Genomic DNA, 23,984 nt, shown 5'->3' with positions numbered 1-23,984 from the left:
TCATCCATTTGATGCTACCGTCAAACGGATAACTCATCCGCTAGGCTAGGGGCCGGACATGACCATCACCGAGGGCAAGATCGACGTGGCGGGCCGGACCCGCACCTACACCCTGTCCACACCACCGGACGGCGGCTACGACCGCCTGCTGCTCGTGTTCCACGGCTCGAAGCAGAACTCCGGCGCGTTCCGCTCCTTCACCAGCAACGCGTTCGACCACTGGGCGGCACCGCCGTCGCGTACCTCGACGGTTTTCAGGGAAACTGGAACGACTCCCGCAAGGCCAACAGTTTCCCGGCCCGGAAGCAGAACATCGACGATGTCGCGTTCACCGAGACAGCCGTCAAACAGCTCGGGGACGGTCGTCCGACGTTCGCGGTGGGGTACTCCAACGGCGGTGGCATGGTGATCCGGCTCCTGCACGAGCGCCCCGACCTGCTCGACGGTGGCGCCGTCATCGCGGCTCAGCAGCCGTCGCCGGACAACTTCGTGCTGCCCGGCCTGCCGGTGGTGCCGAAGCCGGTGCTCCTCTTCCACGGCACGAAGGACCGGATCGTGCCGTACGGCGGCGGGCAGATGGCCGCTTGGGCACGGTTCATCTTCAAGGCCGGCGGCACGACATTGTCCGCAATGGACACTGCCGCCCATTTCGCCGCCCGTAACGGCATCACCGCTGCGCCGGTCACCGTCGAGCTGCCCCGCCGGGCCGGACAGCCGGACACGACGTCGGTGAGCCGGACCGACTACCGCCAGGACGCACACGCGCCGGTCACCCTCTACACCGTGCACGGCGGAGGGCACACCATTCCCGGGGCGAAGCCCTCCCCGAGGTTGATGGGCCGGACCGGCGCGGACGTGCACACCACAGAGGCGATCGCGGAGTTCTTCGCCTTCGATCGATGAGCCGCGGGCCGCGGCCGGATCCAGCGAAGCGGACCTGCCGGTTCCACGGGCCGAATCGCACTCGTAAACGGTCAGGTTTTGTGGGCGATGGCGAGCCGGGTCCGGTACTGCTTGGTGATTGCTCCGTTGTACACGTCGTCGATCAGGTGGGAGATGCACGCGAACAGGCCGCTGCGCGCCTGTGGTGCCATGGCTCGATTGCCGGAGTAGGTCATGAGCAGGTTCACATACTCGGGCGCCGTGTAGGTCTGCTGCCACTCGTAGCGCCGGAATTGGACTGGCCCGAATCGTACCGATCGATCGAACTCTGCCGCCTCCTCCGAGGTTTCGTCGTCGGTCGTCAAACGCATGTCGGGCGGCGTTGTGGGATCGAAGCGTTCGTAGCATCGTTGTGCGTCGGCGAAGAAGGCGTTCGTCCCGCCGGCGATGTGGTGAGTCGAGACGATGCCGAGAGATCCGCCAGGCCGCAGGAGGTCAGCGGCTTTGATCATGCGAACGTCGGGGTCGAGCCAGTGGAACGCGGTCGCGGAGACGATCGCGTCGAAGGTTCCGTTCGAGGGCTGCCAGTCCTCGAAGGCCGCCGCGACGACGGTGACATTCGGGAACTGCGCGAGGTTGCGCCGGGTTCTGGCGATCATGTCGGGGCTGAGGTCCATCGCGACGACATCGCATCCTAGCTGTGCCAGGGGCAGGGTCGCCTGGCCGGTTCCGCATCCGATCTCCAGCACCCGGGAGCGGGAATCGAGATCTGCCAGGTCGGCGAGGTCGGTGAAAAGCTTGGTCGGGTAGGTCGGACGGCATCGGTCGTAGAGTTCGGCGTCCTGGCCGAACGTAGTGCGCAGTGTCTCTCGGTTGGTGTCGGTCATGGTCGCGGGTCATCCCTCCAAGTCGCGCGGGCCGGGCTGTTGAATCGGGCCAGGGCACGCGCGGCATCTGCTCAGCAAGCATGAGGGATGGTCCCGGCGCTGTCGGCCAGGGCCATCCCCCGTTGGTGTCGCTCGGGCGAGAACGGGTCAGCCGCAGGTCCACCTGGTGGGCTGGGCTTTGTTGTCCTTCCAGGAGTTGCCGAACACCGTCCGGCCATCGTCCGCGACGCGCACGATCGAGTAGGACGCGATGCCGTTCAGGGTGGTGAGCTCGTGGGCGGTGCCGTCGACCACCGCCCACAAGGGAACGCTGTCGTCGGGCGCGCCGACGACGGTGCCCTTGCCGCCGATGCCCTGCAGGAAACTTGCCTGCTTCGCCAGCGTCGTGAGCTTCGCGGTCGCGATGTCTTGACATCCTCTCCGCCCTAAGGGACGGAGATTCCCTCCACGCTGCGTGTGGAATACGCGGCGTCCGGGTGGGTTACCGCTTCGCCGCGCGGTGCCGGGACGAGTCCCGGTCTTACCTGCGCTCTACGGTCGTTGAAGTCCGCCTGCCCGGCGGCCTTGATGTTCTTCGCGGCGTTGACGTCCCGGTCGTGGTAACTGCCGCACGGGCAGTCCCACGATCGCACGTTCAGGGCAATCTTGTCGTTGATGCGTCCGCAATCGGAGCACATCCGGGTGGACGGGAAGAACCGGTCCACCCGGCCGAAGGTCCGCCCGTACCGGGCGGCCTTGTACTCCAACATGCCGGTGAAACCGGCCCAGCCCGCGTCGTGCACAGACTTCGCCAGCCGGGTCCGGCCGAGACCGACGACGCACAGATCCTCGACGTACACCGCTTGGTTCTCGCGGATGATCGTCGTGGACAGTTGGTGCTGCCAGTCCCGCCGGGTGTCGGCCACCCTGGCGTGCGCCCTGGCGACCTTCACGACGGCCTTCTTCCGGTTCTGACTGCCCCGCTGCTTGCGGGACAGGGCCTGCTGCAACCGCTTGAGCTTGCGCGCGGCGCGGCGTAGGAACTTCGGTGCGGTCACCTTCGTGCCGTCCGAGAGCACCGCGAAGTGGGTCAGTCCCAGATCGATACCGACCTCGGATTCGACCGGCGGTAACGCCTCGTCGGTGCTCTGCACGACGAACGAGGCGAAGTAACGCCCGGCCGCGTCCCGGATGATCGCCACACTCGACGGGTCCGACGGCAGCGTCCTAGACCAGCGGACCGCAAGGTCGCCGATCCTCGGCAGGCGCAACCGGCTGTTGTCGAGGATCTTGAACCGGGAGTTCTTCGTGAAGCGGATGGCCTGCCGGTTGTCCTTGCGGGACCGGAACCGGGGCGGGGCCAGCGTCCGCCCCTTGCGCTTGCCCGAAATCGAGGCGAAAAAGTTGCGGTACGCGGTGTTCAGGTCCGCCAGGGCCTGCTGCAAGACCACGGACGACACCTCGCCCAGCCATGCCCGCTCAGGCGTCAGCTTCGCCTCGGTGATCAGGCGGCGGGACAACTCCCCGTCCGAGACGTACTTCCCGCCCGCCTCGCGGGCCTGCTGACGCAGGCGCAGCCCGTCGTTGAACACCACCCGCGCGCACCCGAACGCCCTGGCCAGCTCGATCTGCTGGCTGGGCGTCGGGTAGACGCGGAAGTTGTAACGAAGCTGCACGAGACATACTGTGCCATGTCGGTTTATGGCTGAACCGTGCCCCCGGCTGGTCAACAGCCTCAAGGGGCGTCTCCTCGCGGCGGCTGCGGCAGGAGTTTCCCGGCCTCGGTGCGGCACTACTACCGGGCCAACAAGCTGTGGTCGGGCTCGTACTTCGCGGGCTCCGTCGGCGGGGCACCGCTCAGCGTCGTGAAGCAGTACATCGAGCAGCAGAACCGTCCCGGTTAAGGCACTGCTCGGGCCTGGCGGCCCTCCCAGCGCGGGCCTTCACCCCCGGCCTGAAGGCCGGAGCACTGGCCCGCATTCCGGTAGCCGGACGTGCCACCGATCCGGCCGTCGTCGGCGATGTCCGCGACGGAGCCGCCACCCTCGAGCCGGGTCAGTTTGCCGGCGCTGTAGGCGTACGGGGTCACGGTCTTGCGGTGGTTGCCGAGGGTGAGCGCGAGGTCTCCCTTGGCATTGACGACCGCCTCGACCCGGTCGGCGGCCGGCAGAGTGACCGTCCCGCTCAGCTGCCCGTCCTTTCAGATCGCCGCGGAGTAGAGCCAGGAACGTGCCGCAGCCGGCCGCCGGCACCACCGCGGTCAGGCCGCCGGTCACCAACCGGCGGTTCAGGCGGCGGCGACTTCCCACGCGCGCAGCACCTCCCGGTCCTCCGCGCCCGCCGTTGCCGTGGGCGCGCACGTCCCACCGCATAGGCGTGGAAATCGTCGCTCATCTCGTCTCCCGTCGACTTGTCACGAACCCTCGACGAGATTTGCCGGGATCAGGTTGCAGGTGCACGCGAACTTCGCGCCTCAGACGGTTACGACGATCTTGCCCAGTGGATGCCGACGGGCGTAGTCGATCGCTGCTTCGACGCCGTTGTCGAGGGGGTAACGGCGGGCGATCGGCGTGGAGAGCCGGCCCGCGGTCGCGGCTTCGGCGACGGCCCGGGCGCCGCTCGTCTCGTCCCCCGCCTGCATCAGGAAGGCCAGTTCCACGTCGTCGCGTTCGAGCTGCCGGAGTTCCGGCGCCGGGAAGATGATCGAGATCAGCCGGCCGCCCGGAAGCAGGCTGCGTGCCGCCGCCGGCAGGCCGTCGGCGAAGAGGGCCAGGTTGAGGACGACGTCGACGCCGGTGGGATAGTCGTCGTATCCGACCGTGTGGTGGGCGCCGAGGCTGCGCAGCAGGTCGGCGCCCTCGGTGGTACGGGCCGTGGCCGTGATCTCGGCGCCGGCGGCGGCCAGGTTCGGGATCAGCGTCAGGCCGACCGCGCCGGTGGCGCCGATGACGAGGACCGACTCGCCGGGCCGGATCTTCGCCGTCGCCATGATGCCCAGTGTGGTGCCGCCCGCGATCAGCAGGGACGCGGCCCGTTCTGCGTTGAGGCCGGCCGGGCGGTGGTCCAGCGCGGGTGTGTCCGCCTCGAAGACCGCGTAGTCGGCGAGGGCGCCGGTGCTCAGCGACGGTCGTACGGGATCGGCGGCGACACGGAGCTGGCGGGGCAGCGCCAGGCCGAAGATCTCATCGCCGGCCTGGAAGCGGGTGACTGCCGGTCCGGCTTCGGTCACGGTACCCGCGAACTCGTTGCCGAGGGTGTACGGAAACTGCAGGTCGACCAGGTCGCGGAAGCCGCCGGTGATGACGCGCAGGTCGGTGGGGTTGATCGTTGAGGCGGCGATCTTCACCAGGATCTGGCCGGGGCCGGGACGCGGGACGGGCAGTTCGGCGATCGTGAGTTGTTCGGGATCCCCGTAGCCGGTCGCGACGAGCGCCCGCATGGTGTCAGGTGTCATGAATCCACCGTATGAAGCAGCCGGTGAGCAGTCGATGCTTGAAACGCTCTCATTCTTGCTCGTTTGCCTCACGTAGCATGGCTGGATGGACCTCTTCTCGGACGTGCTGGAGGTCTCCGGCGTACGGGGCACGATCGGCGCGCGGATCGAGGCGGGCGGGAGCTGGTCTGTCCCGGTGGTCGGCTGCACTGCGGCGGTCCTGCACGTGGTCATTGCCGGCACTGCTTGGCTCGGGCTCGAGGACAGGTCATCACCGTGGCTGGAGCTGGCGGCCGGAGACGTGGTGCTCATGCCCGGTGGGCCGTCGCACGTGCTCGGCAGCGCGCCGGGATCGGGCGCGGCGGTGGCGGCTCTGGCGTTCGAGTCGAATGAAGTCATCCGCCTCGGGCTGCCGCCGACCCGCACCCGGATCCTGACCATCAGGTACGACTGTGACCACAGCGTGAACACCCAGATCCTCGGAGCGCTGCCTCAGGTGGTGCACATCCGCGGAGACCAGGGTGAGGCCGGTTTTGACGACACCGTCCGGATGCTCGGGCGAGAGCTGAGTCAGCCCCGGCTGGCCGGCCGGGCGGTGCTGAACAGCCTGGTCGACATCCTGCTCGTCCAGCTCATGCGGGCCTGGCTGCCCACCCGGCCCGGACATCGTGGCACCTGGCTCGGAGTGCTCGAGGACCCGCTCGTGCACAGCGCGATGGAACGTCTGCACGCCGAGCCTGCACGGCCCTGGACCACCACAACACTGGCCTCCGCTCTCGACGTCTCCCGGGCAACCCTGTCCCGCCGGTTTCCGGCAGCCATCGGCCAGAGCCCCGCGGCCTACCTGACCCAGTGGCGGATGGATCTGGCCGCGGTCCGCCTGAACAAGACCCAGGAGCCGGTCGAGTCCGTCGCTGCGGCGGTCGGCTATCAATCGGTCCCCGCCTTCAGCAGGGCTTTCGCCCGCTCCCACGGGGCCACTCCCGGGCGCTACCGCGCCGCACGGCGTGACGGAGCCCGCCTGTAGGCCTACGTCCGGGATGACTGGGCCACCTCCGGGCCTCTGCCGGCGCGAATGACCTGAGAACAGCAGAGTTGTGGCCTCGCCCCCACACTCAGGACCTCTGGGTCACCTCTCGCGGACGCATTCGGTGATCGCGTGGCCCAGTTCCGCCGTCGTGCCCGTGCCGTGCAGATCGGGGGTGAGCGGCGCGCCGGCCGGGCCGTGCGCCAGAACGGCTTCGATGGCGCCGAGCAGGTGTGCTGCCGCCTCGGGGTGGCCGAGGTGGTCCAGCATCATCGAGCCGCACCAGATCTGGCCGATCGGGTTGGCGATGCCCTGGCCGGCGATGTCGGGCGCCGAGCCGTGCACCGGCTCGAACAGGCTGGGCGCCTCCCGCGACGGATCGATGTTGGCGCTCGGGGCTATGCCGAGCGTGCCGGTGCAGGCCGGGCCCAGGTCGGAGAGGATGTCGCCGAACAGGTTGCTGGCCACGACCACGTCGAACCATTCCGGATGCAGCACGAACTGTGCGGCGAGGGCGTCGATGTGGAACTTGTCGAGGCGTACGTCGGGGAACTTCGATCCCATCTCGGCCACGCGCTCGTCCCAGTAGGGCATCGAGATGGAGATGCCGTTGCTCTTCGTCGCGGACGTGAGGTGCTTCTTCGGGCGGCGGGCGGCCTGTTCGAAGGCGAACCGGAGCACACGGTCGACACCGACGCGGGTCATCACCGTTTCTTGCAGCACGGTTTCGCGCGGGGTGCCCTCGAAGATGCGGCCGCCGACGCTCGAGTACTCGCCCTCGGTGTTCTCGCGCACCACCAGGAAGTCGATGTCGCCCGGCTCCCGGCCGGCCAGTGGGCTGGTGACGCCGGGCATGAGCCGGCACGGCCGCAGGTTCACGTACTGGTCGAACGTCCGGCGGAACTGCAGCAGACTGCCCCACAACGACACGTGGTCGGGCACCACCGACGGCCAGCCGACGGCTCCGAAGAAGATGGCGTCGTACTGACGCAGTGTCTGCTCCCAGTCGGACGGCAGCATCGTGCCGTGCTTCTGCCAGTAGTCGGCACTGGCGAAGTCGAACTCGTCGAACTCCAGCGACAGGCCGAAGCGGTCGGCTGTGGCCTGCAGGGCGGAAACGCCCGCCGGGACGACCTCTTTGCCGATGCCGTCGCCGGGGATCACGGCGATGCGGTGGGTGGTCATCGTGCCTCCCTGAGTGCGCGGAGACCGCCCTGCGAGTCTTCGAGCGCGAGGCGTTCCGCCGCGGCGGAGTCCTTGGCCCGCAGGGCCCGCACCAGCGCCCGGTGCATGGTGTAGCGCTCCAGGCCGAACGTCTCGTCCTCGGCCACCTTCTGCAGCAACAGTTCCCGGCGCCGGGGGCGGGAGAAGACGCGGCTCTGCTCGAGCATCCGCAGCAGCACCGGGTTGTGCGCGCACGCACCGACGGTGTCGTTGAACTCCTGCATGGTGTCGAGCAGGGCGTTCAGGTGCCGCTCGGCCGACTCGCCCTGGGCCCGGCGTTCCTTGGCCAGGATCAGCAGGTCGTCGGCCCGGTCGAGGATCGAGTCCAGAGCCTCGAGCTGAACGGACGTGGCGTGCCGGGCAGCAAAGCGGGCCACCAGGCCACGCAGTCCGACCTCCACCTCGGCCAGGTCGTCGATGGCCGCGTCGCGGATCGCGGCCACCAGCACCGTCCGCGGCCCGATCCTCTCGATGAGCCCGTCGAGCTCCAACCGGCGCAGCGCCTCGCGGACCGGGGTGGGGCTCATCGCCAGCCGGTCGGCCATGCCGCGCTCGGTCACCTTCTCGCCCGACGTGAGCTTTCCGGTGGCGATCGCGGTCCGGAGCTGACCGTACGCCTGATCGGCGAGCGTCTCCGTTTCAGTCATGACCGCACTGTACCGGTTGCTGTGGCTCAATCGCCTTGCAACTGTTGACGATTTTGCCACAGCAAATTAGCGTGACGCCGGACACGTGGAGGAAACATGGCCGATATCAAGGTCCGCGACAGCGCGGTGTCCACCAGGAAAATCACGTTCTTCATCGCGCTGATTCTGTTCGCTCAGGAATCGACCTGGAACTTCTACGACAACCAGGTACCCGTGCTGCTGCGCGAGCACATCACGAGCGCGGCGCTGGTCGGTGCGCTGATGGGCATGGACAACCTGCTGGGGATCTTCATCCAGCCGTGGATCGGCAACCGGTCCGACAACACGCGCACCCGGTGGGGCCGGCGCGTGCCGTACCTCGCAGTGGGCATGCCCCTCGCGGCGGTGCTGTTCGTGTTCCTGCCCTGGACCACATCGGTGGGCCTGCTGATCGCGGTGATGGTCGGCTACGCGCTGGTCGCCAACACCATGCGGCCGCTGGCCGAGTCTCTCGTGCCCGACTACATCACGCCCGAGCGGCGCAGCCGGAGCAACGCCATCGTCAAGATCGCGGCAGCGCTGACCATCATCGTGGCCTCGCTGATCAGCCTTCTGGTCGTCGACGACCACCCCCGAGCGGCGTTTGTCATCCCCTCCGCGATCCTGCTGCTCGTCACGGTGGTGATGATCATCAAGATGCGCGACAGCCGGTCGCCGGCGTACCAGGCGGCCGTGACCGAGGACGCGAACGCCGGGCCGGGTGAGACACAGATGCCGTTCCGGCGGGTCATCATCGATCTGGTCACCGACCACGACCGCCGCCGGCTTCTGCTGCTGCTGACCATCCTGCTCTTCGGCGGAGCATGGTTCGCCTCCCGCTCGCTCGTCACGCCGTACGGGATGGAAGCTCTGGGCCTGAGCCGCGGTGAGGCCGGCGGGCTCACACTGCCCAGCGGCATCGCCTACGTGATCGCCGCCTATCCCGCCGCACTGCTGGCCGAGCGCTTCGGCCGCCTGAAGACCATGGGCGTCGGCATGGCCGTCTTCGCCGCCGCCATGGCAGCCGGGACGATCGTGCAGACCGCCACCGCGACCGTCGTCGTCTTCTGCATCGCCGCGGTCGGCGCGGCCGGATTCCTGATCAACGCCGCCGTCGCGCTGTGGAATCTCGCGCCGTCGAGCCGGGTGCTGGGCACCTACACCGGTCTGTACGCGGTCGCCTGGTACCTCGGTGGCTTCGGCGGTCCCGCACTCATCGGCGCGGTTGTCGACCTCACCGGCTGGGACGGGATGCTGCTCGACATCGCCATCCTGGCCGGCCTGGCCATCCTCGTCGTCGTCCACCTCGGCCGCCTGCAGCGCCGCAGCCGGACGCCCATCCTCAAATGATCCAGGAAGAACTGATGCCGACCGTTCTCATCACCACCGACTACCTGACCGCCGGCGACGAAGTGGACACCTACCTCACCGGGCTGGGCTTCACCACCCGCCACCGTCCGATGCGCGGCAAACGCCCGCCCGAGGAACTGGTCACCGCGCTGGACGGCGTCGAAGGCGCGCTGATCGCCAACGAGCCGATGACGGCCGAGGTGTTGCGTCAGGCGCCGGCGCTGCGGGCAATCGTGCGTACCGGCGTGGGATACGACTCCGTCGACCTCGCCGCCGCGGCGAAACACGACATCACCGTCAGCAACCTGCCCGGCATCAACGCCAACGCCGTCGCCGAGTACACGATCGGGCTCCTGCTCGTGCAGGCGCGGAACCTGGTGGGCATGGCCGCCGGTGTCGCCGCCGGCGGCTGGCCCCGGCGCGACGGGTTCGAGCTGCGCGGCAAGACCCTCGGCATCATCGGCCGCGGCGCGGTCGCCCAGCGGGTGAAGCCGCTCGCATCGGCGTTCGGGATGACCGTGCTGGGAAGCGAGGTCCCCTTCGACGAGCTGCTCGGCCGATCCGACTTCGTATCGATCCACACCGCGCTCAACGACCGGACCCGGCACCTGATCGACGCCGCGGCGCTGGCCCGCATGAAGCCCACCGCCCACCTGATCAACACTGCACGCGGGCCGATCGTCGACGAGACCGCCCTCGCCGATGCCGTCCGGGCCGGACGGATCGCCGGCGCGGCCCTCGACGTGCTGGACACCGAACCCTTGCCGGCCGACAGCGTCCTGCGCGGCGTCGACGGCATCACCGTCTGTTCGCACATGGCCGGGCAGACCGCCGAGGCCCGCCACGCCGCCGGCCTGGAAGGCGCGAAGGAACTGGTGGCCGCGCTCGACGGACGGCCCGCCTTCTCGATCAGGCATGCCGCATGAACGCCGGAATGAACGTGCTGGGAGCCGGCCTGTGCGGTCTCGTCACGACCGCAAAGACGAAACGAGGAAACCCATGACCCACGAGGTACGCGTTCTCACACCGGTCGGCATGCTCGGAGCGGGATTCCCGCCCGAGACCCTCACCCGTGGGCTGGAACTCGGCGCCGACGTGATCGCCGTGGACGGGGGCTCCACCGACTCCGGCCCGTACTATCTCGGCTCCGGTATCGCCAAGACCGCCGCCGCCGCCGTGACCCGGGACATGCGTCTGTTGCTGCGCGCGGCGGCGACCGCCAGGATCCCGCTGATCATCGGCTCGTGCGGCACCAGCGGCACCGACTCCGGCGTTGACTGGGTCGCCGGCATCACCCGGGAAATCCTCGCCGAGGAGGGTCTGAACCTGCGGGTCGCCACCATCTACAGCGAGCAGCAGGCCACCGGCCTCAAGGAGCATCTCGGCCAGGGCCGGATCCATCCGCTGCCGCCGGCCGCCGAGCTCGACCCGGCAACCCTGGAAAGCTGCCGGCACATCGTCGCGATGATGGGCCACGAGCCGATCGTGGCCGCCCTCGAGGGCGGCGCCGACGTGATCCTGGCCGGACGCGCCACCGACACCGCCGTCGCGGCCGCTTTCCCGCTGCTGAAAGGCATGCCGGCCGGGCCGACCTGGCACGCGGCCAAGATCGTCGAGTGCGGCGGGCAATGCACCACCAACCCGCGCGCCGGCGGCGTCCTGGCCACGATCGACGCCACCGGGTTCACCATCGAACCGCTGCACCCGGACAACGCCTGCACTCCCACTTCGGTCGCCGCGCACATGCTCTACGAGACGGTGAACCCGTTCTCGATGCGCGAGCCCGCCGGCACCATCGTGGTCACCGACGCCACCTACCACGCGCTGGACGACCGTCGCGTCCGCGTCGAGGGCTCCCGCTTCGACCTTGCCGAGCAGTACACGGTCAAGCTCGAGGGCGCCCGGATCACCGGATACGAGACGATGTCGTTCACGGCCATCCGCGACCCGCACATCCTGAGCCAGATCGACACCTGGGCCGCACTGCTGCGCCGCATGATCGGCGAATGGGTCACCGACACACTCGGGCTGACCTCCGACGAGTACGCATTCGACATCCGGCTCTACGGCCACAACGCCGTCCTCGATGCCATCGAGCCGGCCACCGGGCCACCCCGTGAAGTCGGCGTAATGCTGCTGGTCAACGCGGCGGACCAGCAGACCGCCACGGCGGTCGCCAAGGTCGCCAACCCGCTCATGCTGCACCTGCCCACCCCGGACATGAATTACCTGCCCAGCCTGGCTTTCGCGACCTCGCCGGCCGAGACCGAGCGCGGGGCGGCGTACGAATTTGTCCTCAACCACGTGGTCGATGTGGACTCTCCCACCGCCCCGTTCCGCATCAACCTGCCGGAGGACACCGATGCCTGAGACCCGAACGCCCCGCACTGTCGCGGACATCTCCCTCGAGGTGCGGTCGAAGAACGCCGGACCGTTCTGGGTCACCATGGAAGTGTTTCTCCGGGACACCGCCGGCTACACCCTGGTCGCCGATCCCGCCTTCCTGGACACCCAGGTCGTCGCCGGCCTCTACGGCGTCGCAGCGGAGACCGTCCAGATCTACCGGATCCCCGCGCTCAACGTGGTCAAGATTTCCTTCCCGCGACCGGTGGTGCAGGGCAGCCTCCGTGACCGCGACATCCACGCCGGCCAGCACCACGTCCCCCTGGCGTTGCTACCCCTACCGGCGTCCACCCCGAGCCGTACGGCTCCTGGCTGATTACTTGTCAAAGGTGCCGCAGAACACCCCGCTGAACATCACGGCAACGGACAACGTCGCTGTATTCGAGTCCGGCACAACGATGAGGCCGGCCCGGAACGGAGCGATGCACCATGTCCGAGAATTCCCCGGCGATCGGGAGCACGCCTGACACTCCCATCGGAGCGGGTTCCCGGCCGCTGCCGGACGGCGTCGAGTGGACCGCCGTCCTGGTGGCCGCTCAGCGCGCGGCCGAGTCGCTGTCGCAGACACCGGCGTTCCGTGATCCGCTCGCCGAGGCGGTGATGACGTATCTCGGGCTCGCCGAGCCGGGCCGGGCACCACACTTCGCAACCATGCCGGGTCAGATGTCCGGCATGACGGAGGCAATGGGTGATCTGGTGACCCTGCGCACCCTGTACCTCGACGAGGCACTGACCCGGTCCGGCCTCGATCAGGTCGTCCTGCTGGGTGCGGGACTGGACGGACGGGCGTACCGGATGCCCTGGACCGGGCGCCGCGTCTTCGAGGTGGACCGGCCCGCGGGGCTCGCGCTCAAGGAGCAGGCCGCCGACGCGGCCGGGCTGAGCGCTGTCGCCCGGCGGACGTCGGTGCCCGTGGACCTGGCCGAGGACTGGCCGCAGGCTCTGGTCGCCGCCGGCTTCGACCCGGCACGCCCGGCCGCCTGGGTCGCCGAAGGGCTGACCGTCTATCTGACCCGGGCCGAGGCCGACCTGATGATGAGCAGGGTGCACGACCTGTCCGCGCCCGGCAGCCGTCTCTGCGTCGAGATCGCGCAACCCCTCGGGACGCGCCTCGACGACGCGGCGACTTCGGATGCCGGTGTGCACCGCACGCTGTCGGTCCTCCGCTACGGCCCGCCCACTCCCCCACACGACTGGATCGCCGGTCACGGTTGGTCGCCGGACGCGTCGACGCTGGCCGAGCTGGGCGACCGCTACCACCGGAAGGTCGGGACGCCGTTCGACCCGGCTCGCGGCGGCGTGAACCTCTGGTACTTCAACGCCGAACTGCTGCCCAGGCGATGAGCAGCTACGCGGCCTGCGCCATGCCCACGCGGCGCAACCGGTGGTCGGCAACTCCCGCCGACGCCAGCAGGTCGGCGATGGCCGGGGACGAATTGTCGAAGAAGACGGCGACCTGATGGTCGTCGCCGAGGTGGCAGGCAGCGGCGAGAGTGCCGACGTTGATCGCGTCGAGGTCGTGCACGTCGCTCAGGTCCAGGATCAGCCGCAGGGGCCGAAGCCGGCGGACCGCGTAGACCAGGGTATGACGCAGCTCGACAGCAGCCTCGGCATCAAGAATGCGCCGAGGGCGGATGATGAGACTGCCGTCGGGACTGGTGACGATATCGACCGCTGGTTCGGTCATTGTGTGGCCTTCCGTTACCCCGTGTTCTCCGAGCGGCCAGAGTAGGACTTCTTCGGCGCACAGTCATCGGGGCAACTCCAGAATTCACCTCATCATCAGCAATGCGCCCCGGCGGCGGGTTGATTCAGACAGAAGCCGCTCCCCGGACCCCTTCTGTTCACCTTCAGGTATGACGCTCGCGGCATGTCTCTGGGACTCGCCACCCTGTCCACCACAGCCGAGAGTCTGGCGCGCGAACTGCTGGCGCCGCTGGGGAACCGCTGGCGGCACACGTCGGGCGTTGCCGCCCGGGCTGCCGAGCTCGCCCCACTCCTCGACGTCGACCGGGACGTCCTCGTCGCGGCGGCCTGGCTGCACGACATCGGCTACTCCGACGTCGTACGGGTGACCGGATTTCACCCCCTTGACGGCGCCCGCCACCTCGCGGAGTTGTCCTGGCCTGCGCCGATCCCCGGCCTGGTGGCCCACCACTCCGGCGCCCGGTTCGTCGCCGCCGCCCGCGGACTGGCCGAGGAACTCGCCGCCTACCCCGACGCGGACGAGCACATGTCCGACGCGCTGACCTACGCCGATCAGACCGTCGGTCCGGACGGCACGCGGGTCACCACCACCCAGCGCTACACCGAAATGATCTGCCGGCACGGCGCAGCGTCGTGGAACGCCCAGGTCGATTCCGTACGGCGGCCGCACCTGGAATCGGTCGCGGCACGGGTGCACCACCGCCTGGCGGCCCACTACGACAGGCCCTGGTCACATCGCGACAACTGAAACGGGGCTCACGGGGATTCTTGCAGGGGCCATACCTCGACTACGCCGTGCGCGACGGCGCAGGGCGTCTGCGACACCATGTGGATGGCCTCGGCCAGAGTCGCCGCCTCGATGATGGCGAATCCGGCCACCGGCAAGGCGGAAGACATGAACGGCTCGTCGGATGTGGTCACTCCGGCAGCGCCATGGTTACGGACCTGAACCGGCCGGCCGGCGATGCCCATGTCGGCCCCGCTCCGGCGCAGTCGGGCGTCATGCGCGTGCGCTGCCTCCCGGACACCGGGGTCGACGCGGTCGTACCCCGCCCGGTCGCCGTATCCGATCGTCACGAACTTCGCCATAGCGGACCCCTCTGCTGCGGAAGCCGAACCGATTGCATTCAGCAACCGGATTGAGGTTACGTAGACCGATCCTGGATTGCAACTGGTCTCGCATCTGCACGCGCCGCACTGAACGGGCGGTCTGTGGGTACCGGTCCGTGGACGCCGGGTGTTGGATGGGGAGATGAGCTCGTCATGACCATCATCGAGCTGGGTGATCCCAGCTCAGCCGCGACAGCGCCTGCGCCCGCACGGCTCCGTCTCGATCACCGCGGCGTCGTGCGCTGGGCAGCGGCCGCCGTGGCGGCGCTCTGCGCTGCGACGCTCACCGGCTCCGCCGTCTCCGGCTCCACCGTGATCCGGCCCCGGTGGAGCGTCGCTTTCAGCCAGACCAGCCTCGCCGACGCGGCCGGCGACACGGTGTTCGTCCAGTCGATCAACGTGGGCTCCCAGGTCACCGCGTACGACCTGGGCAGCGGGGCGGTCCGCTGGTCGAAGGGGCTGCCGAAGCCGCGCGGCCGGATGACGGCACGGGTTCCCGGCGCGCTGCTGGTCCCGATCCTGCTCGAGGGAACCGTCGCGCTCGATCCGCGTACCGGGGCGGAGAAGTGGCGGTTGCCCGGCGACATCGTGTCCGCAACGCCGGAGACCGCTCTGCTCAGGCAGCCGGACCGCACGCTGAGCCTGGTACGGATGGCCGACGGCCGTCCGATCTGGTCGCGGGCGATCGAGGGCGACGAGTCCTGGGCGGTCGTCGGCCCGCAACGGCAGCGGATCGTGGCCGCCACCCCGGACGGCCGGCTCCAGGTGCTGCGCCTGAGCGACGGTGCCCTGCTGTCCCAGGGCCGGCTGGAGAACGGCAGCGGCGTACCCGTCACCAACGGAGTCGTGGCCGAGTCCGGCCTGCTGTTCGTCAACCGGATGGAGACCGACCGGGCGGTGGTGACCGCCTACGATCTGGACACGCTGCGGCAGCGCTGGCGGTACGCGCAGTCGGCGACCGACGACATCGTGACCGGTCCGGCGGCCCGCGCGTGCGGCGTCGTGCTGTGCTTCGCCGACGGCACCGCGACCGTCGGGCTCGATCCGGGCACCGGCACCATCCGCTGGCGTGCGGCGGGCTTCGTCGACGCCGTCCTGATCCCTGGGCAGAACAGGATCCTGGCCGGCGGCGATGACGGCAGGTATGCGCTGATCGACACCACCACGGGCACCGTCGTGGCGTCGCTCGGCGCGGGCACCACCGTGCGGGACTCCGTACGCTCCGTCCCTGCTTTTTATCTGCGCCCGGTCGCCCCGGACGGAAGCCGTGCCGCCGCCGGCCGCATCAACCTGGCGACCGGCGGGTTACAGCTCAGCGGCATCATCGAGGGCACCGGCCCGCGGGGCTGCACGGCCGTCACCGACACCCTGATCTGCGACACGAAAGACGGCCGGCTGACCGTCACCGACGTCGGCTGAACCCGGGCAGCCCGGACTTGTCGGCACGCGGCCCGGCGCAGTCCGAGGCGGCTCGCTCACGGCCGCCTCGGACGGCAGCGCAGGTCAGCCCGCGTGGGCGGCGTTGACCTGAAGGACCCAGGTGACGCCGAACTGGTCGGTGAGCATGCCGAAGCCGGGCGAGAACGCCGACGGGCCGAACTTCTCCACGATCTCGGCGTCGGCGGAGAGCTTGTCCCACAACGCGCTGATCTCTTCGGCGGTGTCGCCGCCGACCGCGACGAAGACCCGCTCGCCGGTCAGCGTCATGCCGTTCTCGCGGGTGGTGGCGGTCGGCGCCGGGGCGGCCGGGGACTGGCTGGGCGCGTCGTAGGCCGCGATGCTGAAGCCGTTCTCGGCGCTGACCTGACCGAAGACGACCTTGTCGGCGTCGGGCAGTTCCTTGGGCATCCCGAAGTCTCCGTAGGCGACGACCGTGAGGTGACCGCCGAAGACCGACTGGTAGAACTCGAGTGCCTGGCGGGCGTCGCCGCGGAAGTTCAGGTGCGTGGTGGTGGTGAGCGCCATGGTGCTGACTCCTTCGTCGTGGGGATGACCGGTGCTGTCCGGCCCAGGTTCAAGATTCGCAGCAGTAGGTGACAGGGTGTGGCACCTACTTAGGGCAGACTTGGCTTTATGCCGAAAACCTCCGCCCGGCTCCTGGCCCTGCTCTCCCTGCTGCAAGCGCGCAGGGACTGGCCCGGCACCCTGCTGGCCGACCGGCTCGACATCAGCCTGCGCACCGTGCGCCGCGATGTGGACCGGCTGCGCGAGCTCGGCTATCCGATCGCCGCGATCAAGGGCCCGGACGGCGGTTACCGGCTCAGTGCCGGCACCGAACTACCACCGCTGCTGTTCGACGACGAGCAGGCCGTCGCCCTGACCATCGCCCTGCAAGTCGCCGCCACCACCTCGGGGGACACCCTGGCGGAAGCCGCCGTCCGGGCGTTGAACACCATCCGGCAGGTCATGCCCAGCCGGCTCCGGCACCGCGTCGAGGCGCTGCGGATCACCGCCGTCGAACGGCCCACCACCCGGCCGGCCGCGCCGGTCGACGGCGACGTGCTCCTGGCGATCAGCGCCGCCGTCCACGCCCGCGAGACCCTGCGTTTCGACTACGGCCCCGAAAGCACCGACACGCCCCCGCGCCGCGTCGAACCCCACCACGTCATCACCTGGGACGGCCGCTGGTATCTCATCGCCTTCGACCTCGACCGCAACGACTGGCGCACCTTCCGGGTCGACCGGATCGCCTTGCGCACTCCCAACGGGCCACGCTTCACTCCCCGCGAAATCCCCGGCGGAGACGTCGCTGCCTACGCCATCGGCAAGTTTCGCGGGTCCGACGACGCAGGCGGCTGGCCCTGCCAGGGCACGGTCATCCTCGACCTGCCCGCCGCCACCGTCGCCCTCTACACCCGCGACGGCATCGTCGAAGAGGCCGGCCCCGGCCGCTGCCGGCTCACCCTCGGTTCCTGGTCCTGGCCCAGTCTGGCCGCCACCATCGCCCGCTACGACGCCGACATCGACGTCGTCGGCCCCACCGAACTGACCGACGCCTTCGCCCACCTCGCCCGCAGATTCACCAGGATCAACTGACTGCTGCCGCCGGCGATCGACCGTTCACCCGGCGGGTTGTTACCGCGTCAGCGTGATGTGGATCTGGCCGCTCTCGGCAACCTCCGTCGAGATCTTGTAGCCGGCGTCGAATCCGGCGAGCTCGTCCCACAGTCGGTGGCCTCGCCCGAGGAACACCGGCGCGACCATCAGATGAAGGTCGTCCACCAGCCCCGCCCGGAGGAAATCCCGGGCCGTGCCGTAGCCGCCGCCGATCCGGACGTCGAGGTCGCCCGCCGCCTGGCGTGCCTCGGCGAGCACCTCTTCCACGGTGGTGTCGCGGAAGTGGAACGTCGTGCCCCCGTCCATGACGATCGAGGGGCGCGGTGCGCGATGCGTGAGGACGTAGACCGGTGTGCCGAAGGGCGGGCGCTCACCCCACCACCCTGTCCAGCTGTCGTCGTCCGGGAACGCGTGGAAGCCGAACATCCCCGCGCCCATGATTTCTGCCCCGATGCCGTCGACGAAGGCGGCCGCGTACCGATCGTCCATGCCGGTCGTACCTGAGCCGCTGGAATCTCCGAGGTTCCGGCGGAACGTCCGGGTCGCCGTCCAGGCGGCGGTGAGCTGACTCCACCCCGTACCCATCGGATTTTCCGGCGTCGGGTCCGAGGGGACGTAGCCGTCCAGCGAGGTGAAGAGGTCCATACGAATGCGCGTCATGTCGGTGTCCTTCGAGATCGGATCGGAGTGAGCGCTCATCGCGCCCGGAAGATGAGGATGGCGAGCCCGAGCAGGAGCACCCCGCACAGCAGCTGCTCGATCACCATCCACGCCGGAAGCGGCAGGAAGAGCAGCACGAGGACAACCGCGACAAGGATGATCGGCACCAGGATGCGCAGGCGCAGGAGGGCTCGCTCGTGTCCCGCGGCAGCGCGGTGCGCAAAGATCACCGTCAGCACGGACGTGACGGCGACGATGACGGCTCGCACCCAGGCCGTCGTGGGAGCTTGCTGTGGTGCACTGACGGACAGCACGGCCAGAACGACGACTGCGGCGACGCTCACCACGAGGTACGCAACGGCTGTCTTCCGTATCGCGGACGATCCAACGATGTTCCGGGTCATGACTTCGCCTTCCCCACCATCCGCTCGAGCAGGTGGATGGTTTCTTCGATGTATTGGCTGGTGACCTCGCCGTGCTCCGTCATGTGGAAGGCGGCACGGTCGATCACCGATCGGATGGCGATGGCCGCGACCCGGGCGTCGAACGCGGCAAAATCGCCCGACGCCTGGCCGGATTCCAGCATCTGAGTGAGCGGGCCGAGCCCGTCGTCGACCTCGCTCACCAGGCGCGGCATGTTCTCGAGGATGAAGTGCAGCGCTTTGACCTCTGGAGCGTGTTCAGCGATGAACCGGAGGTTGGCGTCCAGATAGGCCCGGAACCGCGTCGTGACGGGCATTTCGCCTCGGAGACGCTCGCCCATGTAGACGCGGCCACGCTCGTACAGCCGGTCGACCACGGCGGTGTAGACGGATTCCTTGGTGTCGAAGTGGTACAGCACCGTGCTCTTGGAGGTGTTCGCCTCGGCAGCGATGCGCTCGATCGACGCGCCCGCGTACCCATCGCGTCCGACGACAACGACGGCGGCTCGGACGATGTCCTCGCGTCGCGCAAGCTGGGTCCGCGTAAGTTTTTCTGACCGCATGGTCTGAAGTTAGACCGCGCGGTTCAATTTCGCAAGACGCCAGTGGTAAGTCACCAGCAAACGTCGGCACGAGCCGAAGGCCGCTAAATGTCTGACTGTTTAATGAACTCTTCGAGGCGAGTGACTACGGGCGTCTGCTCGATGGGTGGACAACCGACCAGTACACGAAGGCCGTTGACGCCGGTCAAGAGTTCCGGCGGACGGACAGATCCCCGATCGCCGGCCGGGAAGCTGCTGCACCCGGCCCGATATTCGAGAACGCGCTCCTGCAGTGCGAAGTCCGCAATCAGCGCTTCCCGTGCCTCCAGCGGCGACATGCGCGTCCACGACCGCGGGAGATCGAGTGCCTTTTCGGACGCCTCGATCTGTGCCTGCCTGGTCGCGTAGTGGCCTTGAATTCCCACACCGGTCACGCCGCACGTTCCGGCAACAACGGCAGCAAGCACCACGCCGGCCGAGTTCAGTTTCGCCGCGTGCAGCGTGCCACTTCGGCCGACCCGTGCGGCCTCGACCACCCCGCGACTGTTGATCTCCGCAGCTTGGACCGTTGCCTGAGCCATCGCGTCCGACTGTTTGGCTCTCCGAGCTCGCCGCGCCATGCCGTACATGGTGACATATCCCGACTACCCGGACACAACCTCCGGAAGCTTTGCGGCGAAGTCCGGGGAGGTCAGCGCCAGTCGAAGTACTCGCGGTGGATGTGGCGGGAGGCGACGCCTGCCCGGCGTAGCTGGGTTTCGAAGTCGGAGAGCATCGCCGCGGGGCCGCACATGAACGCGGACAACCCGCCGGGGTTTCCGCCGGCGTCGACGAGAACCCGTTCCGCCGTCAGGCGGCCTTCCAGGCTCGTGTCGATGATGTGAGCGTGCAGGTCGTCGTGGCGGTCGGCGATGGTGCGGATCTCGTCGGCGAATGCCGGTGTCCCGACTGCGGAGTAGAAGAAGTCCACCCGGTACGGCAAAGGGCCGTCGAGGGAACGCAGCCAGCTGAGGAAGGGCGCTACGCCGACACCACCCGCGATCCAGATCTGCCGGTCGGTACCGCGCCGATGATCAAAACGTCCGTGCGGGCCACCGATGACCGCGGGCATCCCCGGTTCGACGAGCTCGTGCAGACGCGACGTGTAGTCGCCCAGAGCTTTGATCGTGAAGCGCAGGTTCTTGTCGTGCGGGGCGCTGGCGATCGTGAACGGGTGCCGATGCCAACCGTCCTTGGCCTCGAGGTACACCATGGCGAACTGACCCGGTACAAAATCGACCCCGCGCCCGAGCGGGTGCAGAGCGATCTCCACCAGTCTTGGCTCGACCTCTGTGACCGTCGCGACCTGGTAGTCGTGCAGCGACCGGAAGAATCGGGCCAGCAGTTCGCGGTAGAGGTAAAAGCCGAGCCCGATGGCGCCGACGGCCAGGTAGCTCCAGTACAGCAGCGGTGAGCCGCCGAACGCCGTTCCGTCGAGGACACCGTGGATGAACCCGGCCGCGACGAACAGCCCGGTCGTGCGGTGCAGTGCGCGCCAGCGTTCGTAGCCACCGAAGATCCGGCGGAAAGCCGTGACGCCCGGAGCGTCTCGAGCCGCCAGGACCAGGGGGCGCAACGGGCGGGGAACCACGGACTGCCACCTCGGCAGGATCGCCCACAAGGCCAGCCCGACCATCCCGGCGACGCCGGTCACCGCGAGGATGCCGCCGAGCTGGGTGGCTGTCGGGTTCGACGCCAGCGCAATGTGCGGCGCCAGCAAAACCAGCCCGGTGATCGCGAGCCGCCGGTGCCAGATGGCGGCCCGGTCGATGCCGTCGAACCACGCTTCCACCCACGGCAACATGCTGATGAGCACCAGCGCCACCGACAGCAGCAGCACGGCCTCGGCTCCGAAGAACTGCCCGAGGTACGTCGTCAAACCCTCACCGGGCGGACGCGAGACCATCCACATCAAGCCCTGTACGAGAACGAGCCCCGCGATGGTCGCCGGTCCGACGTGGCGGGCCGGCACCCTCAGTGAGGGGGATCTCATGCGATCAACTTCTTCCCTTGATTTTGTACGGGATCGGTCGCTCGGACGCCGAGGAAGTACGTCGCGGCGAGCAGGAACACCAGCAGCGCCGTGAAGACGTTGATGCGCACCCCGAAGATCGTGTTCGCGTCGTCGATGCGCAGCGTCTCTATCCACAGCCGACCGGCGGCATAGCCCATCGCGTAGAGGGCAAAAGCGCGTCCGCGGCCGAAGGCATGCCGGCGATCGAGTCGCCACACCAGCAAGGCGACCCCCAGATTCCAGATCGCCTCGTACGCGAAGGTGGGGTGATACAGCCCGGGACGCGGCGTTCCCGTCTGCATGTCGTGCACCTCGAGGCCCCAGGGAAGCGTGGTGAGCCTGCCGTACACCTCGTTGTTGAACCAGTTCCCGAGCCGCCCGATCGCTTGAGCCACCGGAAGTCCCGGGGCGAGCGCGTCGGCGACGAGACTCAACGGCAGGCCGATGCGCCGGGCCGCGGCGTACGCCCCGATTGCGCCGCCGGCCACAGCACCCCAGATGCTCAGCCCGCCTTCCCAGATGGCGAACGCCCGTAACGGGTCCCCGCCGGGACCGAAATAGCCCTGCGGGGAGGTTGCCAGGTGATAGATCCGCGCTCCGACGATGCCGGCGGGCACCGCCCAGATCGCGATGTCCAGCGACGCGCCCTGCGCCACACCACGCGCGCGCAGCCGCCTTTCCATGATCAGAGTGGCGATCACGATGCCGGCGAGGATGCACAAGGCGTAGGCCCGGATCGGAATCGGTCCCAGATGCCAGACCGACGTCGTTGGGCTGGTCACGGTCGAGGCTCTCGATCACGGAGGTGCCGTGACGGAGCCGTCCTGCGGGTCTTCACAGGCAGGAGCCCCGGTCCTCGCTGTCGCCGATGACGGCGAAGAGCATCCGGCGCAGCGACGCGACGTCGTCCGGACTGAAACCGTCGAGTACCGAAGCCTCGGCGGCGGCGCTGGCCTCGGCCACCGCGGCGCGAAGGATCTCGCCTCTCGCGGTGATCTCCGGCATCCGGAGCCGGCGGTCACCGGGAGCGTTGCGGCGAACCACCAGGCTTTTGAGCTCGAGACGGTCGAGCCGGCTCATCAGGGTGGACTTGTCCAGGCTCAGCGCTCTGCCCAGCTCCCCCTGCGTGAGACCGGGGGTCTTGTGGAGGGCGCTGAGCACGATGTATTCGCGCAGGGCGAGCCCGTGCTTCCCGGCCTGGTCGCCGGTGGCGTTGTGCATGTGCTGAGCTGCCCGGTGCAGCAGCCAGGTGAGCTCGGAGTCGAGCGATGGCCTTGGCCCCGGAGCTTGTGCGCCGCCAACCGTCATGGCCGAAAACGTATCAGGCAAGAAGTTCTCAGACAAGAACTTCTTACCTCAGAGTTTCCCCTCCTGGTCGCCGAGTGGTTCCACCAGACCTAGGTACGAGCGAGTACTCCCAGCGCTGAGCCACCCTTGGCAATGTCTCCCGGGCGGCAGGAAAACCTCCGCCCGACACGAGAGACCGGAGGTTGGCTCATGGGCTCGAGCACGATGAACAGATGGACGTTGACGCCGGGAGCGGGTGGAGGACACGAGCTGACACTGCAGACCGCTCCTGTCCCGGAGCCCGGTCCCGGACAGATCCGCGTCAAGGTCCACGCCGCGGCGATGAACTACCGAGACGCTCTCGTTCGCGACGGGCACTACGGCTCGACCGCCGCATCCGAGCTGGTCCCGCTCAGCGACGGCGCCGGTGTTGTCGACGCGGTCGGCGCGGGTGTCGAAACCTGGACGGCGGGAGACCGGGTCATCAGCGTCTATTTCCAGGGCTGGGCGGACGGCGCGCCCGGCCCCGGCAAGGGGCTCGGCCTGGGCTCAGGAACCGAGAACGGCATGCTCGCTGAGTACGCCATTCTGTCGGCTGATCGAGTCACCGCCGCCCCCGCCACTCTCAGCCTGACCGAAGCGGCGACGCTGCCGTGCGCGGGTCTGACGGCGTGGACGGCCCTTCTCGGCAACCGGCCCTACAACGCTCGCCAGCTCGATGCCGACGACACCGTGCTGGTTCTCGGCACCGGCGGTGTTTCGTTGTTCGCCGTGCAGCTGGCCCGCGCCTTCGGTGCCCAGGTGTGGGCGACGACCAGCGACGCCGGCAAACGGGAGCGGCTGTCCGGCCTCGGCGTCGCGGGCGTGGTCGACTACACGGATGTGCCGTCGTGGGGTGAGCACGTGTTCGCGGCGACCGGCGGCGCGCAGATCGTGGTCAACTCTGCCGGCGGACGCTCGATGGACCAGTCCATCGCGGCCGTTGCATTCGGAGGCGAGATCGCCTACATGGGCCTCTTCGACTTCGCCGACGTGTCTCCGGACCTGCTCACGCTGATGAGCAAAACCGCGAGCATCCGCGGCGTCGCCGTCGGCAGTGTCGCCGCCCAGAACGACCTGGTCGCCGCCGTTGATCAGTGGGGAGTGCGTCCGGTGATCGACGAGGTGGTGCCGTTCGTCGACGCGCCGAGTGCGTACGAGCGGCATTTGTCGAAGGACTCTTTCGGCAAAGTTGTCATCCAGGTGGACGCCGCAGGAAGCTGACCGCGACACGAGGCACGAGACAGAGCTCGTCCC

At 68.7% G+C, this 23,984-nt stretch carries 28 protein-coding genes and 2 pseudogenes; 13 read left to right on the top strand and 17 right to left on the bottom strand.

The window, feature by feature from the left end; genetic code table 11:
• Positions 1-58: 58 nt before the first annotated feature.
• On the top strand, positions 59-409 hold the full coding sequence (locus AFR_RS47420) for a hypothetical protein (RefSeq protein WP_202963993.1): 351 nt from the start codon (positions 59-61) through the stop codon (positions 407-409).
• On the top strand, positions 403-903 hold the full coding sequence (locus AFR_RS47415) for a CE1 family esterase (RefSeq protein WP_202963992.1): 501 nt from the start codon (positions 403-405) through the stop codon (positions 901-903). Before AFR_RS47420 ends, AFR_RS47415 begins: the two co-directional genes overlap by 7 nt.
• Before the next feature lie 71 nt (positions 904-974).
• Here the strand turns inward: AFR_RS47415 and AFR_RS12835 are convergent, their stop codons facing one another.
• From AFR_RS12835 to AFR_RS12830, 3 genes are all read right to left on the bottom strand, one after another.
• Positions 975-1,769, bottom strand: a complete 795-nt coding sequence (locus AFR_RS12835) for a class I SAM-dependent methyltransferase (RefSeq protein ID WP_023360893.1) — start codon at positions 1,767-1,769, stop codon at positions 975-977.
• Between the two features lie 147 nt (positions 1,770-1,916).
• On the bottom strand, positions 1,917-2,063 hold the full coding sequence (locus tag AFR_RS46735; protein ID WP_158510534.1) for a hypothetical protein: 147 nt from the start codon (positions 2,061-2,063) through the stop codon (positions 1,917-1,919).
• Positions 2,064-2,194: 131 nt separating this feature from the next.
• Positions 2,195-3,424 (bottom strand): RNA-guided endonuclease InsQ/TnpB family protein, encoded by a 1,230-nt coding sequence (locus AFR_RS12830; RefSeq protein WP_023360892.1) that lies wholly within the window; start codon positions 3,422-3,424, stop codon positions 2,195-2,197.
• A gap of 46 nt (positions 3,425-3,470) precedes the next feature.
• On the opposite strand from AFR_RS12830, the pseudogene AFR_RS12825 reads away from it, so the two are divergent.
• Positions 3,471-3,652 (top strand): annotated as a pseudogene (locus tag AFR_RS12825) (IS200/IS605 family transposase); the annotation flags it as partial.
• On the opposite strand, the gene AFR_RS12820 reads toward AFR_RS12825, so the two are convergent.
• Positions 3,649-3,837: a hypothetical protein gene (locus AFR_RS12820; RefSeq protein ID WP_023360890.1), complete on the bottom strand. Its 189-nt coding sequence runs from the start codon at positions 3,835-3,837 to the stop codon at positions 3,649-3,651. The pseudogene AFR_RS12825 and the gene AFR_RS12820 sit on opposite strands and share 4 nt — an antisense overlap.
• Positions 3,838-4,221: 384 nt before the next feature.
• Entirely contained in the window at positions 4,222-5,202 is a 981-nt protein-coding gene (locus AFR_RS12815; protein WP_238547274.1) for an NADP-dependent oxidoreductase, read from the bottom strand.
• An 85-nt stretch (positions 5,203-5,287) separates the two neighbouring features.
• Between AFR_RS12815 and AFR_RS12810 the strand changes: the two genes are divergently transcribed.
• Positions 5,288-6,208 (top strand): AraC family transcriptional regulator, encoded by a 921-nt coding sequence (locus AFR_RS12810; protein WP_023360888.1) that lies wholly within the window; start codon positions 5,288-5,290, stop codon positions 6,206-6,208.
• Positions 6,209-6,310: 102 nt separating this feature from the next.
• Here the strand turns inward: AFR_RS12810 and AFR_RS12805 are convergent, their stop codons facing one another.
• Together AFR_RS12805 and AFR_RS12800 are read right to left on the bottom strand one after the other, a co-directional pair.
• Complete coding sequence (locus tag AFR_RS12805; protein ID WP_023360887.1) at positions 6,311-7,393, bottom strand: tartrate dehydrogenase; 1,083 nt, start codon at positions 7,391-7,393, stop codon at positions 6,311-6,313.
• The gene (locus AFR_RS12800; RefSeq protein ID WP_041840823.1) at positions 7,390-8,079 is read right to left on the bottom strand and encodes a GntR family transcriptional regulator; all 690 of its coding nucleotides are present in this window, start codon (positions 8,077-8,079) and stop codon (positions 7,390-7,392) included. The genes AFR_RS12805 and AFR_RS12800 overlap by 4 nt, the downstream gene beginning before the upstream one ends.
• 96 nt (positions 8,080-8,175) lie before the next feature.
• Between AFR_RS12800 and AFR_RS12795 the strand changes: the two genes are divergently transcribed.
• The 5 genes from AFR_RS12795 (at position 8,176) to AFR_RS12775 (ending at position 13,194) form a co-directional block, all read left to right on the top strand.
• The gene (locus tag AFR_RS12795) at positions 8,176-9,447 is read left to right on the top strand and encodes an MFS transporter (protein ID WP_023360885.1); all 1,272 of its coding nucleotides are present in this window, start codon (positions 8,176-8,178) and stop codon (positions 9,445-9,447) included.
• Between the two features lie 14 nt (positions 9,448-9,461).
• Complete coding sequence (locus AFR_RS12790) at positions 9,462-10,373, top strand: NAD(P)-dependent oxidoreductase (protein ID WP_023360884.1); 912 nt, start codon at positions 9,462-9,464, stop codon at positions 10,371-10,373.
• Between the two features lie 73 nt (positions 10,374-10,446).
• Complete coding sequence (locus tag AFR_RS12785) at positions 10,447-11,817, top strand: acyclic terpene utilization AtuA family protein (RefSeq protein ID WP_023360883.1); 1,371 nt, start codon at positions 10,447-10,449, stop codon at positions 11,815-11,817.
• Positions 11,810-12,166: a DUF4387 domain-containing protein gene (locus tag AFR_RS12780; protein ID WP_023360882.1), complete on the top strand. Its 357-nt coding sequence runs from the start codon at positions 11,810-11,812 to the stop codon at positions 12,164-12,166. The genes AFR_RS12785 and AFR_RS12780 overlap by 8 nt, the downstream gene beginning before the upstream one ends.
• A 113-nt stretch (positions 12,167-12,279) precedes the next feature.
• Positions 12,280-13,194 (top strand): SAM-dependent methyltransferase, encoded by a 915-nt coding sequence (locus AFR_RS12775; protein ID WP_023360881.1) that lies wholly within the window; start codon positions 12,280-12,282, stop codon positions 13,192-13,194.
• 4 nt (positions 13,195-13,198) lie between these two features.
• Here AFR_RS12775 and AFR_RS12770 read toward each other — a convergent pair whose 3' ends face one another.
• Entirely contained in the window at positions 13,199-13,537 is a 339-nt protein-coding gene (locus tag AFR_RS12770; protein WP_023360880.1) for an STAS domain-containing protein, read from the bottom strand.
• Between the two features lie 183 nt (positions 13,538-13,720).
• Here AFR_RS12770 and AFR_RS12765 point away from each other — a divergent pair, with 183 nt between their 5' ends.
• Positions 13,721-14,305 carry an HD domain-containing protein gene (locus AFR_RS12765; RefSeq protein WP_023360879.1) on the top strand — a complete coding sequence of 195 codons (585 nt, stop codon included), beginning with the start codon at positions 13,721-13,723 and terminating at the stop codon, positions 14,303-14,305.
• Between the two features lie 8 nt (positions 14,306-14,313).
• On the opposite strand, the gene AFR_RS12760 is transcribed toward AFR_RS12765, so the two are convergent.
• Entirely contained in the window at positions 14,314-14,646 is a 333-nt protein-coding gene (locus AFR_RS12760) for a YciI family protein (RefSeq protein ID WP_023360878.1), read from the bottom strand.
• A gap of 174 nt (positions 14,647-14,820) precedes the next feature.
• Between AFR_RS12760 and AFR_RS12755 the strand changes: the two genes are divergently transcribed.
• Positions 14,821-16,086, top strand: coding sequence for an outer membrane protein assembly factor BamB family protein (locus AFR_RS12755; RefSeq protein ID WP_023360877.1), 1,266 nt, complete (start codon positions 14,821-14,823; stop codon positions 16,084-16,086).
• Positions 16,087-16,170: 84 nt separating this feature from the next.
• On the opposite strand, the gene AFR_RS12750 is transcribed toward AFR_RS12755, so the two are convergent.
• Entirely contained in the window at positions 16,171-16,632 is a 462-nt protein-coding gene (locus AFR_RS12750; RefSeq protein ID WP_023360876.1) for a VOC family protein, read from the bottom strand.
• A gap of 108 nt (positions 16,633-16,740) precedes the next feature.
• Between AFR_RS12750 and AFR_RS12745 the strand changes: the two genes are divergently transcribed.
• Entirely contained in the window at positions 16,741-17,703 is a 963-nt protein-coding gene (locus AFR_RS12745) for a helix-turn-helix transcriptional regulator (RefSeq protein ID WP_023360875.1), read from the top strand.
• 39 nt (positions 17,704-17,742) lie between these two features.
• Here the strand turns inward: AFR_RS12745 and AFR_RS12740 are convergent, their stop codons facing one another.
• From AFR_RS12740 to AFR_RS12715, 7 genes and pseudogenes are all read right to left on the bottom strand, one after another.
• The gene (locus tag AFR_RS12740) at positions 17,743-18,384 is read right to left on the bottom strand and encodes a dihydrofolate reductase family protein (RefSeq protein WP_041842107.1); all 642 of its coding nucleotides are present in this window, start codon (positions 18,382-18,384) and stop codon (positions 17,743-17,745) included.
• Positions 18,385-18,419: 35 nt separating this feature from the next.
• Positions 18,420-18,728, bottom strand: coding sequence for a hypothetical protein (locus AFR_RS12735; protein ID WP_202963990.1), 309 nt, complete (start codon positions 18,726-18,728; stop codon positions 18,420-18,422).
• 56 nt (positions 18,729-18,784) lie between these two features.
• Complete coding sequence (locus tag AFR_RS12730; RefSeq protein WP_023360872.1) at positions 18,785-19,369, bottom strand: TetR/AcrR family transcriptional regulator; 585 nt, start codon at positions 19,367-19,369, stop codon at positions 18,785-18,787.
• 83 nt (positions 19,370-19,452) lie between these two features.
• Positions 19,453-19,968 carry a hypothetical protein gene (locus AFR_RS46060; RefSeq protein ID WP_148307945.1) on the bottom strand — a complete coding sequence of 172 codons (516 nt, stop codon included), beginning with the start codon at positions 19,966-19,968 and terminating at the stop codon, positions 19,453-19,455.
• Positions 19,969-20,039: 71 nt separating this feature from the next.
• Positions 20,040-21,380, bottom strand: coding sequence for a ferredoxin reductase family protein (locus tag AFR_RS12725; RefSeq protein WP_041840822.1), 1,341 nt, complete (start codon positions 21,378-21,380; stop codon positions 20,040-20,042).
• A 41-nt stretch (positions 21,381-21,421) separates the two neighbouring features.
• Positions 21,422-22,183: pseudogene (gene lgt, locus AFR_RS12720) on the bottom strand (prolipoprotein diacylglyceryl transferase); the annotation flags it as partial.
• A gap of 52 nt (positions 22,184-22,235) precedes the next feature.
• Positions 22,236-22,709 carry a MarR family winged helix-turn-helix transcriptional regulator gene (locus AFR_RS12715; RefSeq protein WP_052359376.1) on the bottom strand — a complete coding sequence of 158 codons (474 nt, stop codon included), beginning with the start codon at positions 22,707-22,709 and terminating at the stop codon, positions 22,236-22,238.
• A gap of 204 nt (positions 22,710-22,913) precedes the next feature.
• On the opposite strand from AFR_RS12715, the gene AFR_RS12710 reads away from it, so the two are divergent.
• The gene (locus AFR_RS12710) at positions 22,914-23,951 is read left to right on the top strand and encodes a zinc-dependent alcohol dehydrogenase family protein (protein ID WP_041842104.1); all 1,038 of its coding nucleotides are present in this window, start codon (positions 22,914-22,916) and stop codon (positions 23,949-23,951) included.
• Positions 23,952-23,984 lie beyond the last annotated feature (33 nt).

This window comes from Amorphoplanes friuliensis DSM 7358 (genome assembly GCF_000494755.1).
In the GTDB taxonomy this organism is placed as follows: domain Bacteria; phylum Actinomycetota; class Actinomycetes; order Mycobacteriales; family Micromonosporaceae; genus Actinoplanes; species Actinoplanes friuliensis.
Note: the sequence above shows the minus strand (reverse complement) of the source record. Positions and strands in the feature narration are given on the sequence as shown.